This window comes from Vibrio plantisponsor (assembly GCF_013041605.1).
Taxonomy (GTDB): domain Bacteria; phylum Pseudomonadota; class Gammaproteobacteria; order Enterobacterales; family Vibrionaceae; genus Vibrio; species Vibrio plantisponsor.
Map to the genome: position 1 here is coordinate 620,995 of NZ_JABEQC010000001.1, position 13,127 is coordinate 634,121.

Annotated in this window: 10 protein-coding genes; 5 read left to right on the forward strand and 5 right to left on the reverse strand. The window is 42.9% G+C overall.

The features are described 5' to 3' along the window. Nucleotides 1–5 precede the first annotated feature (5 nt). From HKI82_RS02865 to HKI82_RS02880, 4 genes are all read left to right on the forward strand, one after another. A complete protein-coding gene (locus HKI82_RS02865; RefSeq protein WP_102962159.1) occupies nt 6–800 on the forward strand; it encodes a transporter substrate-binding domain-containing protein in 795 nt (264 codons plus the stop codon). 93 nt (nt 801–893) lie between these two features. Then, nucleotides 894–1,637, forward strand: a complete 744-nt coding sequence (locus HKI82_RS02870) for a copper homeostasis protein CutC (RefSeq protein ID WP_261881176.1) — start codon at nt 894–896, stop codon at nt 1,635–1,637. Next, a complete protein-coding gene (locus tag HKI82_RS02875) occupies nt 1,627–2,610 on the forward strand; it encodes a LacI family DNA-binding transcriptional regulator (RefSeq protein WP_102962158.1) in 984 nt (327 codons plus the stop codon). The genes HKI82_RS02870 and HKI82_RS02875 overlap by 11 nt, the downstream gene beginning before the upstream one ends. 409 nt (nt 2,611–3,019) lie before the next feature. Beyond that, nucleotides 3,020–3,646: a LysE family translocator gene (locus HKI82_RS02880; RefSeq protein WP_171137140.1), complete on the forward strand. Its 627-nt coding sequence runs from the start codon at nt 3,020–3,022 to the stop codon at nt 3,644–3,646. A 121-nt stretch (nt 3,647–3,767) separates the two neighbouring features. Here the strand turns inward: HKI82_RS02880 and HKI82_RS02885 are convergent, their stop codons facing one another. Both HKI82_RS02885 and xylA read right to left on the reverse strand, forming a co-directional pair. Continuing rightward, nucleotides 3,768–4,817: a glycoside hydrolase family 43 protein gene (locus HKI82_RS02885; protein ID WP_171137141.1), complete on the reverse strand. Its 1,050-nt coding sequence runs from the start codon at nt 4,815–4,817 to the stop codon at nt 3,768–3,770. 98 nt (nt 4,818–4,915) lie between these two features. Then, complete coding sequence (xylA, locus tag HKI82_RS02890; protein WP_171137142.1) at nt 4,916–6,235, reverse strand: xylose isomerase; 1,320 nt, start codon at nt 6,233–6,235, stop codon at nt 4,916–4,918. 321 nt (nt 6,236–6,556) lie between these two features. Between xylA and HKI82_RS02895 the strand changes: the two genes are divergently transcribed. After that, on the forward strand, nt 6,557–7,954 hold the full coding sequence (locus tag HKI82_RS02895; RefSeq protein ID WP_206361798.1) for a glycoside-pentoside-hexuronide (GPH):cation symporter: 1,398 nt from the start codon (nt 6,557–6,559) through the stop codon (nt 7,952–7,954). Nucleotides 7,955–8,048: 94 nt separating this feature from the next. On the opposite strand, the gene HKI82_RS02900 is transcribed toward HKI82_RS02895, so the two are convergent. From HKI82_RS02900 to HKI82_RS02910, 3 genes are all read right to left on the reverse strand, one after another. Beyond that, nucleotides 8,049–9,764 (reverse strand): S8 family serine peptidase, encoded by a 1,716-nt coding sequence (locus tag HKI82_RS02900; protein ID WP_102939642.1) that lies wholly within the window; start codon nt 9,762–9,764, stop codon nt 8,049–8,051. A 158-nt stretch (nt 9,765–9,922) separates the two neighbouring features. Continuing rightward, nucleotides 9,923–12,097: an esterase-like activity of phytase family protein gene (locus HKI82_RS02905; protein WP_102939641.1), complete on the reverse strand. Its 2,175-nt coding sequence runs from the start codon at nt 12,095–12,097 to the stop codon at nt 9,923–9,925. 176 nt (nt 12,098–12,273) lie between these two features. Further along, nucleotides 12,274–13,029, reverse strand: a complete 756-nt coding sequence (locus HKI82_RS02910; protein ID WP_102939640.1) for an SDR family NAD(P)-dependent oxidoreductase — start codon at nt 13,027–13,029, stop codon at nt 12,274–12,276. Nucleotides 13,030–13,127: the final 98 nt, after the last annotated feature.

Consider the following 13,127-nt stretch of genomic DNA (forward strand, 5'->3'; position numbering starts at 1 on the left):
ACTATATGAAATTCAGAAATATAGCATCTACAATTCTTTGTAGTGTTTTGGCACTTAGCACAGCAAACGCTGTGGCTGGCAAATTGGAAGATATCCAGGAGCGCGGATATATCAAAATAGGTGTTTCTTTAGGTGGTGAACCTATCGGGTTTCGCGATCTAAAGAATGAACCTGCTGGATATGATGTGGACTTGGCGTATCGCTTAGCTGAAAAGTTAGGCGTAGAACCGCGATTCACTGATGTTCATGGGGATGCGCGAGTTTCAATGCTCTTCTCTGATCAATTGGACGCGGTGATCGGTAATATGTCTGCCACTTTAGCTCGTGCTAAATCTGTTAACTTTACCATCCCATATAACCGTGCGGGTCTGCGAATTGTTGCTCAAAAAAGATTGAATATTAAGTCGCTTGAAGATCTCAATGGGAAGAAAGTTGTTGTAGGCCGCGGCTCGACAGGCGAAGCATTTTTGAAGCGTGCGGTACCTGGTGCTGAACTGGTCTACACAGATAACTTTGCTCCTGATGGAGTATTGTTGTTACGTCAAGGCCGTGTTGACGCAGGTATTGAAGATAGCTCATTGGTTGATTACCTTGCCACGAAAGATGACAAGTTAGTAACTCTAGAAGGGCTTTACTCAAACGATCCTATCGCGATTGGTATTCGTAAAGGCGACCCTGAATTTTTACGTTGGATGGACATGTTTGTCTCTGACTACATTAATTCTGGAGACTATGAAAAAGCTTACCGTAAATGGTGGGGCGAAGATGCAAATGCTCCAACATTAACGGGTTCATGGTAATCCTTTAACCCTTTAGATATTTGCCCCTTCACACAATTCCTCCCCCTTTGTGGGAGGGGCAAATTTTTTATATCAACTTAGGATGAGTTAACGGTGAACGGAATTACGGTAGAAGTTTGTGTTGATAATCTACAGTCTTTAGAAACAGCGATTGATGCTGGTGCTGATAGAATTGAGCTATGTAGCTCCTTATTACTGGGAGGTATAACACCAACGTATGGATTAACAACAATTTCGGTAAATGCGCAAATTCCCATTTATGCGATGGTACGTCCTAGAAGCGGAGACTTCCTATTTAGCAATAATGAAATTGCCATGATGTGCGATGAAATCCAGTTCTTTCGTGATGTGGGTGTCGAGGGCGTAGTGATTGGCGCTCTAACTCAGAATGCAGAGATAAATGTACAGGCTGTAAGAAAGTGGGTTAACAGTGCGAGTAACATGGGTATTACTTTTCACCGTGCATTCGATTTAGTTGAAGACCCGATAACGTCAATGGAAACACTCATTGACTTAGGTTGTCAGAGAATACTGACATCCGGAGGTTGTGCCACAGCGTTCGAAGGAATACCTCGTATAAAAGAACTCGTCAGTAAAGCTAATAACAGAATTTCTATCATGCCGGGGTGTGGCGTTAATAATACGAACGTAAAACATATAATTGAATCAACAGGCGCGACTGAGATACATTTGTCAGGGAAAAAGTCAGTGCCTAGTCTAATGAAACGTTCAAAACATTCTGCGACCATGGGAAGTAATTCGGAGAACGATAACTTCTTAGAGGTAACTGATTTCCACATAATTAAAGATGTAGTGACACAACTTAATGAGAACTAAACCTGCTGTACCAACTTTAGATGATGTTGCCAAGTTAGCTGGAGTGTCTAAATCTGCGGCTTCGCGAGCGCTTTCTGGTAAAAATCGCCCGATAGCCTCAGATAAAAAAGCCCGAATTCTACAAGCTGCTGAAGAGTTAGGATATGTAGCCAATCCATTTGCTCAAAGTTTAAGGGAAAGTTCAACAGGACTTGTCGCGATTGTTGTTAACCACATTGCAGACCTTAGTGACCTGACACTTTTTGATTCACTAATTCAAGCAATCCAAAGTTTGGGCAAGCAAGCACTATTTATACGTCTACGCTCAGAAGATGATATAGCCGAAATTAAGAGAAATCCGTTTGTACATAGAGTGGATGCGGCATTAATTTTTTCCGATTTAATTGAGCCTGAAGAAGCACCGACGTTATTTTTTACTGACAAAGTGATCATGCTAAATGGGAAAAAAGCGGATACAGGTTTATCAGTAACTATCAATGAAGAATTGGGGATAGAAAAAGCCGTTGCTTGTGCCAATCATCATCACGTTACTAAAGCCATATTGTTATGTGGTCGTAAAACCTCAGTGACAGAACGGCAAAGAATCGAGAGTTATCATAAGTTCATGGAGCGCTTCAATATTGACTCCATTCATGTTGCATTTTGTGATTACTCTTATGAATCTGCATTTAATCATCTACAAAATCAGACGTACTCCGATACGAGTAATCTAGGAATTTTTTGTACTTCAGATGCAATGGCTATGGCGGCAGTAGATTTCTCCCGCTCTAAATACCCAGAGTTAATACAAAGAAAAGTGATTTATGGTTTTGATAACACTCCATTTTCTCAAATGGGGGGATATTGTTTTTCAACGATTGGGTATAGCAAAGATGAATTTATTGAAATGATCCTTAAGCTATTAAATAAAAAGTCATTTAAGCAAACTAGGTCAAGACATTTATCCGTAGATACTGAGTTCTATGAAAGATAACGGTTCTATTTGAGTTACTCCCTTCTATACAGACTAGTGTTTAGCATCTTAGTCTTGAAGTTCAGAAAAGACATAGGTCTAACATTTAGCTGTATGGCAATTTAGAAAGGCAGAGTCGTTGATTCTGCCTTTTGCCTATCTAGTCATTTCTAGCTAAAAAGCACTGCCCATTGTGTTCTAGTCCACGCTTTACACCACACCTGTTTATCAATAATTGACCAACTTTTGTTAATGGATAAATATGTCCTTAGTTTGATATGGGATGCTATACCGAAGCTGGGATTTGCTTTCGAGTAATTAGTAAACGGGAGGTGAGATGCAAAACGGTAAGTTGATCTGGCATGTTGCGTGTGACGAATCAGGCGTGGATGGTCAGATATATTATGGTTTTGGTTCTGGAGAAAAATAAATGGAATTAAATTCATTGCTACTATTTGTGGTCGCTTGTCTGGCTATCAACATGATACCTGGGCCAGACGTTATCTACATCGTTTCCAATACAATGAAAGGTAAGTTAGCAACAGGGTTTAAAGCTGCAATGGGGTTGGGTGTGGGCTACTTTGTTCATACACTCGCCGCGTGTTTAGGTTTATCTGCAATAATCCTCAGCTCTGCTGTCGCCTTTAGTGCGGTAAAATGGCTGGGCGCTGCTTACTTAGTCTATTTAGGTGTTCAGTCGCTAATTTCAATGTGGCGCGGTGAGAGCAAATTGGAGGTTAGTGAGAATGTTGAACGCAATAAAAATGTGTTTGTACAGGGGGTTATTGTTAGTGTCTTGAACCCGAAGGTCGCGCTATTCTTCCTTTCATTCCTGCCTCAATTTATCGATACATCAGCAGGCGCTGCATCAATGCAACTACTAGTGCTTGGTTTGGTGTTCAGTGCATTAGCTACGCTGTGTAACATTCTATACGCTTCCGTTGGTAGCTGGGTATTTAGCCGTCCAAACTCTCAGCGATATTCACGAGCACTTGAGGGAGTCTCTGGAGTCCTGCTTATTGGGCTAGCAAGTAAAGTGGCTATTAGTGATCGTTAGGTATTTTTGAACTAAACCCAAACCGATAACCCATAAAAAAGCGAGCCTTGGCGGCTCGCTTTTTACTTCCAGCTTAACCAGTCACTCTTGAAAGTGGTGAAGGGGTATCACTAATAGCGAATTAATCCAGATAGGGTTTAATGGTTTGGATTGAGCCGTCTGCATTGTGATGAAGCTCGGTCATTTTGATGCTTCTCAAGTGAGTCTGACCGCCAGATAACGTGCTGTCATGGTAAAACAAGTACCATTTGCCTTGATACTGAACAATCGAGTGGTGAGTTGTCCAGCCTAGTACGGGATCAAGAATCACGCCTTGATATTTAAATGGCCCATATGGTGAATCACTTGTCGCGTAGACAATCTTGTGTGTATCTCCCGTGGAGTACGAGAGGTAGTAAACATTGTTATGCTTATGAACCCAAGGGCCTTCAAAATAGCGACGTTCTGTATCACCTGCTTTTAGCGGCTCACCGTTTTCATCAACGATTAGTACGTCTCTTGGTTGCTCTTCTAAACTCACCATATCTTTGGCTAACTTTGCCATTTTAGGCATTAGAGAAGCTTGGTCATCTGCAGGGTAGTTGTCTTCACCATATTCACCTTGAGTCCAACGTTGCAGTTGTCCTCCCCAGATTCCACCGAAGTACAAATAGTAATCTTGGTTGTCTTGGTATACCGCAGGGTCAATACTGAAGGTGCCTTCAATATGCGTTTCTTCTGCTTTGAAAGGACCTGCTGGAGAATCCGATACGGCTGCGCCTATATGAAAAACACCTTGCGCATTTTTAGCTGGGAAATATAGGTAATATTTGCCATCTTTTTCAGCTGCATCGGGTGCCCACATTTGTCGTTCTGCCCACTTTACATCTTTCACATCCAAAGCAAGGCCGTGGTCTGTCACTTCTTCTAAAGACTCATCAAGAGAGAATACGTGGTAGTCAGACATATCAAAATGATCGCCATCGTCATTAAGTGGCTGATCGGTTTCAACGTCATGGGAAGGGTAGACGTAGATACGGTCATTAAACACATGGGCTGATGGGTCGGCCGTGTACATGTGCTTTACCAGCGGAGGCGATATCGGTTTTAGCGAGTTGGCTCGGGCAAGATCAAGTTGAGTAATGCGTTCGGCATCGCTCAGTTCAGGATGTTCTACTGTTTGGTCCGTCATGAATTGGTTTCTCTTATTGGAATTGATAAAAAATACCATGAGATGACGAGTCTGAGCTGCAAAAATTCATCTCAGACCGTCTTAATCAGGCGTTACAGTTACTTGTAAATGAAACCGTTAACGATATTTTCTAAGTACTCTTGGCGGCCAGATACTTTTTCTGGAGCAATAGAGTTTTCAACAGCGTAGTTTGCCACCGCTTCTAAAGACATATCGCCAGAAAGTATTTTCTTACCAAGATCCGTGTTCCAGCCCGCATAGCGTTGAGCGATGTTCTTAGATAAGAGATCATTTTCAATCATATCTGCCGCACGCTCTAGTGACAGAGCCATAGTGTCCATACCGCCAATATGACCGTGGAAGAAGTCTGCTAAATCTGTCGAAGGGCGGCGTAGTCGTGCATCGAAGTTGAAGCCACCTGTAGTGAAACCGCCAGCCTTTAGGATTTCATACATCACCAAAGTGTTTTCTTCGACACTGTTCGGGAACTGGTCTGTATCCCAACCAAGTTGAGGGTCGCCTCGGTTTGCATCAATAGAACCAAAGATGCCTAGCGATGTTGCAGTGGCAACTTCATGTTGGAAACTATGGCCAGCAAGCGTTGCGTGGTTTGCTTCAATGTTAACTTTGATTTCTTTCTCTAATCCAAATTGCTTCAGGAAGCCATAAACGGTAGCAGTGTCGTAGTCATACTGATGCTTGGTTGGTTCTTGAGGTTTTGGTTCGATGAGAATAGAGCCTTTGAAGCCAATCTTATGTTTGTGTTCAACCACCATTTGCATCAAGCGACCAAGTTGCTCGCGTTCTTGACGAAGGTCGGTGTTGAGAAGAGTTTCATAGCCTTCGCGACCACCCCACAATACGTAGTTTTCACCACCTAGTCGTTGAGTTGCGCCCATTGCATTGAAGATTTGAGCCGCTGCATACGCGAATACTTTCGGATCAGGGTTTGAACCCGCACCCGCCATATAGCGAGGGTTGGAGAATGCGTTAGCCGTTCCCCACAACAGTTTGATCCCTGTCTCTTCTTGTTTGCGTTCTAGTACGTCGACCATTGTTTGGAAGTTATTGACGTATTCTTTCAGTGAATTACCTTCAGGAGCTACATCAACATCATGGAAGCAGTAGTATGGAGCGCCGAGTTTTGTGAAAAATTCAAATGCAGCGTCTGCTTTTACATAAGCAGCTTCCATTGAGTTTGAACTCTTTAACCATTCATGTTCAAAGGTTCCAGTACCAAAAACATCCGAGCCGCCCCAGCCAAAGTTGTGCCAGTAAGCCACAGCGAATCTAAGGTGTTCTTGCATGCTTTTTCCAAGAACCATCTTATTCGCATCATAATGGCGAAATGCTAACGGATTAGTCGAATTTTTTCCTTCGAACTGGATTTTATTTATACCTTTAAAGTATTCAGTCATTGCGTAATTCCAATAGTTTCATATGGGCTTTATTCTCTGACAAAGTTAAAGGTTTTGTTTTTTCTATCAATTATGTTTTTTAATACTGCTATTCCTCTATTTTACAAGTGTGTTAGATATCCCAGAAATACCATTAATTCATCTCTAATATGCACGTAACTCATTGATTTGATGATGTTGAACTAAAGATTTTTTCTGTGCTGTTCACATAAGTGAAATATCGTAAAAGCATTACTAATTTGTGCGAATTGATTATATTTTTGTGGGTGAACAAAATATTTATTGGTGAAAATGTATCCTGGAGTAAATATAAAAATGAATATGACCAATACCGATAAATTATCTATAAAGGAAAAGGTCGCCTACGGATTAGGCGACACGGGATGTAATTTTGTATGGCAAACTGTCATGCTTTTTTTAGCTTACTTCTATACCGACATTTATGGTCTATCCCCAGCGCACATGGGGACTATGTTTCTGATCGTTCGTTTTATTGATGCCGTCACTGATCCTGTTATGGGTTCTATCGTTGACAGAACTCAGTCAAAACATGGGCGTTACAGACCCTATCTGTTATGGATGGCTGTGCCTTTTGGCGCTGCTTGTATGTTCGCTTTCTTCACGCCTAATTTTGGCGAAGTGGGTAAAATCGTATACGCATACGCGTCCTATATCTTCCTGACGTTAATGTATACCGCTATCAATGTCCCTTACTGTGCAATGGCAAATGCTATGACGAATGATTCTGCAGAGCGCACGTCATTACAGTCTTACCGTTTTGCTTTAAGTACGGCTGGTGGCCTTGTTGTTGCTATGGTGGCATTACCACTGGTAGAAATCATTGGTCAAGGTGATGAGCAAAAAGGTTACCTTGGTGCCATGGCTATTATGGGTATTGGCGCAATTGCGTTGTTCTTCTTTAGTTTCTCAAACACCAAAGAGCGTTATGTACCTCAAGAAGAAAAACAGTCTGTATTTAAAGATCTAAAATTGCTGGCGAAGAATAGCCAATGGAGAGTGTTGTTCGTTGTTAACGTAGTTCTGCTGACGGGCGTTGTACTTAAAGGCGCATCAACAATGTATTACGTGAAAATTGTGATGGGCAGAGCTGACTTGGCAACCACTTTCATGGTTTGTGGCATGCTGGCAAACATCGTTGGCGCTATATTATCTGCTCCGCTGTTAGGCAAGTATGACAAGCCAACGGTCTACAAAATTCTTATTGTGATATCCGGCATTCTTTCTGCGATGATTTACTTGGTTGAACCATCAAATATCGTAGCGGTTTTCTCATTAGTAATTTTGCTCGGCATAGTACAGATGGCAACTACGCCAATTCTGTGGAGTATGATGTCTGACGTTGTTGATTACGAGAAAACGCGCAGCAATCGTTCACTGAGTGGAATGGTGTTTTCAACCAACTTGTTCGCTATCAAACTTGGTATTGCTATTGGCGGAGCAGGCGTGGGTTGGATTCTTGCTTGGGCTGGCTATCAAGGTGGTGCAGAAGTGCAAACTGATGAAGCGGTTAATGCCATCAATCTTCTGTTTACCGTGCTACCTGGTGTGTTCTTTGCGTCGCTAGCGGTGTTTATGTTGTTCTATAAACTCGACAACAAAAAGTTGGGTGAAATAAAACAAGAGTTGGTAAAACAACAAGAGAAAGAGCAACCAGCTACTTTTGTCCCTGAAATTAAAGAGCAAGAAGCTCTCGCATAATTCATCGGAGTTGCACTCTTTTTACAACAAATAAGAAAGCCCCTGATTTCAGGGGCTTTCTCTTATCATTGACCTTAATTATCCATCGAGAATATTAAGGCTTGTAGATGATCACTGACTCATTTTGGTCACTGGTAAATATCACGCTGGCTTTCTTCTTAGCGAGTTCAATTTCACATTGTGTTTGTGTACATGAGCCTCCAGATTCAGACCATGTTCCTGAAATATTTGCACCGGAGCTATATGAGACTCTAGCAATCCAAGTTTTACCCATACTAATACTTTCTGTCACGATTGCAGGAGATTCGCTGACATTGACAGTATTCTCATACACATCCACGGCTCCCTTATCATCAGTAACGGTGAGAGTCACGTAATAGGATGCGTAAGCACCGTAAACATGAACGACAATATCACCAGACCCAAATGAAGAATCGTCAAAATTCCACTCGTAAGAGACAATCGTACCGTCACTATCCGTTGAAGCAGAAGCATCAAAGGTACAGGTAAGATCGGTACAGTTTGCATTGAATTGAGCCGCTGGTGGAGAGTTCTCATTACTACTATTAACATCAATTAATGTTGGTACAAAATCGGCACTTTGAATATCGAGTAGAGGCTCTTTGACACCGTCGGGGCTGGTATCTACCCAGCTACTATTTCCCTTTGTGATAAGGATATTTTCGATTTGAGTTGGTTCATTTTCCTTGCTGGCTAATAGGGCAGCTGCACCGGCAACATGGGGGGATGCCATTGATGTTCCGCTAATCGTACCGTAGCTTCCTTTTTCAATTGGGTAAGTTGAGGTAATACATACACCAGGGGCGGCGATGTCTACAGATGCTCCCCAATTACTAAAATTGGCTAAAGTATCATCTTCGTCTGATCGACATGTAGCAGAGCCATAGCCGCCTTCTAGTCCATCGAAATCAGCCAGAGCGGAAACTGTAAATGCAAACGGGGCGTTTGCTGGGGTAAAGTCTGCGCTATCGGCATTTGAGTTCCCTGCCGCTACGACAACAAATACACCTGCTTCAAAGGCTGTTTTAATGGCGCTATCCATTGCGTTGCTTTGTCCGCTGCCGCCTAAACTCATATTAATAACTTCGATATTGCCCTGTTTTACCACCCAGTCGATACCAGCAATGATTCCAGCAAGCGAACCTGAACCCGCTGAATCCAAAACTTTAACCGCCCACAAACGTACTCCTGGCGCGACACCGACAACTCCAAAATCATTATCTAAGGCACCAATGGTTCCTGCGACGTGTGTACCGTGGTAGTGGTCGTCATCATAGCTTTTGGTTTCATCGCAATAGTAAGTTCGATTCCATGGAGATTTCCCTGAGTAACTTAGACAGTTCGCACCGCCAACCACGTTAAGGTCTGGGTGGTCAATATCAATCCCCGTATCAAGTACCGCGACATCTGCATCTACATGTTGATCATCGGTATTGTTGATGCTCAGAGTTACGTCGTTTGCGAAAATTCGCTCAACACCAGTGGGGAATGTTTGCGCAAATGCTGTTATCGGTAGGTCTTGTTCCACATACAGCACATTAGGGTTGTTTAGAATTCCTCTTAACGCTTGCTCTGGAATTGAAATAGAAAAACCTCGTATGGCATTTTCATAAATATAGCCAACACGACCATTTGCTTGCTGTGCAATGTCACTAGCCACTGCAGAAGGAATCGTACTTGGCTTGAGTACAACAATATATTTGTTTAAAACGTCGGCATTTTGAGCATAGCTCGTTGATATAAAGAAGGTTGTTAGCATTAAAAGCAAAACATTGCGCATGATATTCATGACCGCTCACCTTAAACGTCTTTTAAATGTTACTGATAGTATAGTTAATAAGTGTGAGGTTGGTCTTAATACTAAAGTGTTGCTTTGGGAGTGAACGAATTAAAAAGCGAGCCGCTTAGGGCTCGCTTGGAGAGTAGAATACTGACTCTGAAGAGAACTTAGAACTTGTCTACTTTGAAGAACAGCGTTTCACCACTGCTGTCGTCTACACCGTCATTGTCGGTAACTGCATAACCCTGACCGGATGCATCGATAGTGAAACCTTCGATTTTATCGACCACATAGCCTTTCGCTGCTTTTAGTTCAGGCAGGAAATCGTGAACCAAGGTTTTGCTTACCGTTGGTAACTGAGAGCCTAATGGCGCTGGTTTTAACTCTGAAAGTGCAACCTTATAAAGACGTTTGACTTTCGCATCGCTATCCAACTGATTATCACGCTCAACAATGTATGCGTTGTCTCCGTAGATAGTGATTTCAGACAGACCAATCCAACCTTTTTGCGCGCTTTCTAATGGATATCTGACCGCGCCCCATTGTTTGGTTTTGGTGTTGTAGGAAAGCAATTTGACGGTATTTTTCTCATCATCTTTCCAAGGTCGTTGAATCGCGACCCATAAAGAATCACCCTGAATAGCGATACCCTCAGCGCCAAATCGTTCTTGATGTTGAAGCAACTCAGCAGGGAAAGGAACGGTTTGGTCAATTGCACCGCGTTTGGTTACGTGTAGAAGTTGATGCGGAACGGATTTTTCAGCGTTACCTTCAGAAGCGAGCCAGAATCCGCCTTGTGGGTCAACGGCAATACCCTCTAAGTCAAGTTTTTCTGCGGCTCTGCCGCCATGAGTGATAATGATTTTGTCTTTAATCAGCGCAGGAGACTGTGTGGCATCAATAGTAAATATAGCGGGTTGAGCAGAGTAAAAACTGTCACTGATGGCATAGAGTGTGCCTGCTTGGTTTAAATCTGCCGCCAGCCCCGACAGTGCTCCCCAGCCAATAGGACGATTGTTGTTGTCCATTGTGGATTGAATCATAGGGTAGGTCGGTGCTGTTTTCGTCCATTGATAAATCATCACATGAGAGCGGGCACCTTTGTCTTTCACCATGTCTTCTTCGTTTGCAGTCGCAATCAGACCTCGTTTTGGAATCGCAATTGCGGATTCAGGTGCGATGCCAGAAGGCAGCATTTGAACAAGTTCTGGATCGGCTCCAGTATCACGATAGACACCCATAATTGAGCCACGTTCAGACATAACAAAAATGTACGTATCATTGCCGAATTTTGCTACTTCAATCCCTTCTGGCTCAGCGCCTTTTTTACCTGAACGTTTTTCTGGGTAATGACCTGTTTTGACCACTTCGTATTCAAAACTCGCTCCGCTTTCAAACAGAACTTCGCCTTGTTTATTGAAAATGGTAAAGCCGCGAGCACCGCCTTTGTAATCGCCTTCGTTCGCTATTACGAAACGGTCATTGTCTAGCCATTTTACTGAATCGGGTTCTCTACGTACGTTCGTTAGCGATTGGTTGAAAGTCAGTGCGCCATCTTTCTTGGTATCAATATTGTTGAGATCAACGGTGCCTGCCGAGAAATGATGGATGATCTTGCCAGATTCCGCATCAATGATGGCGATGTGGTTGTTTTCCTGAAGTGTCAGCGCTATTTCATTGTTATCGTTGAAAGCGACAAATTCCGGCTCAGGATCGGTGGGTGCAATTTCTGTGATACCCGTTAAATCCACTTTTTTGATGCTCGCGCAATCAAGTTTGTTGTTTGTGATCGGAACAATCGAAAGATAACCCGCAGGCATTTGTGGCAATTCGCCATCGTTAAGTTCTTCGTCACGCTCATTCTCTATCGCAACAGCAACAAAACGCCCATCTTTTGATACAGCCACAGAATCAGGCTGTCCGCCCAAATCACACTTTTGAATCAGTTTATGACTCGCGATAGAAACAGCGGCCAGATAACCAGAAGGTTCGGTGTAACTTTTCGAAGTGTTGACACCCGCAATCACCATTTTGCCGATTGCTGCGACTGATGTTGGTTCACCTTGTAAATCAAGGAACCCCGCAGCTAAAGGCTGATTTGGGTTTTTAATGTCGATGAAACCAATACCACCCATCGGGCTGTCAGAATAGATCAAGGTATTGCCATCTTCCGATGCGGTTATGATCTCTGATGAAGTCACCGATGATTTCGCTTTACCTGCGGGGATGTTGTCCGCTACCGCAAACGTCGCGATACGTTGAAATGATTCTGCATGCGCAAAAGATGAAGCTGCTGCAATCGTTGCCGCAAGTAATGTGGTTTTTAAATGTTTGACTTCCATGCCTTATTCCTAGTTATTTAAGACTTAGCCGAACACGCTAGATGGCTGATATGTCAGTTGCATGAGAGATTTATGTCGTTATGTTTACAACGTTTGAAACTGCAGCACCATGTCTAATTTATAACTGGGATTGAAGAATGTGGGGCACAGTGAAACTATGCCCTTCGTATCAGAAATTAAAGAATCATACCGCCTGAAGCCTCAATTCGTTGCCCTGTTACCCAGTCAAAACCTTCGCTAAACATTGATGAAATGATTTTTCCAATATCGTCAGCTTCACCGACACGTCCGAGAGCGGTAACCGATGACACCATCGCTTGTGCCTGTTGATTGTCACGAATCGCACCGCCTCTAAAATCGGTTGCGATAGCCCCCGGAGCAAGGGTGTTCACTCGAATGTTTTTTGTCGCAAACTCTTTCGCCATATAGCGAGTCATTACTTCCACAGCACCTTTAGCCATGGCATAGGCCGCAGATCCGGGGAAAGAAAATCGCGTTAAGCCAGAAGATACATTCACGATATGGCCGCCAGATTTGATTAGCGGAAGCATCTTTTGTGTGAAAACAAACGGGCCTTTCACATGGGTGTTAAACATTTCTTCGAGATCTTCAATACTCGTTTCTTCGATGGTGGCATGCAAACCAGTACCCGCATTGTTTAGTAAATAATCGATATCAGAACGCGCAAACTGCTCTTGTAGGATCTTTGAAAGGGAACTTTCAAATGTAGAGAACGATGCGGTGTCACGTATATCACATTGTAAGGCTACTGCTTTTTGTCCCATGCGTTGGATTTCGGCAACGACATCCAGCGCTGCTTGTTGGTTACTGTGATAGGTGAAAATGATATCGACCTTGTTCTCTGCCAATTTAAGCGCAGCGCTTTTGCCTAAACCACGGCTACCACCAGTTATCAGTGCAATTTTGTTCATGTTTTTACCTTTTGAGTTCAGTTGTTGGGTTCGTTTATAAGTTACACCTACGTATTGGATTGAAAAATAATGGTAATCAGACAACACTGTTCGTATCA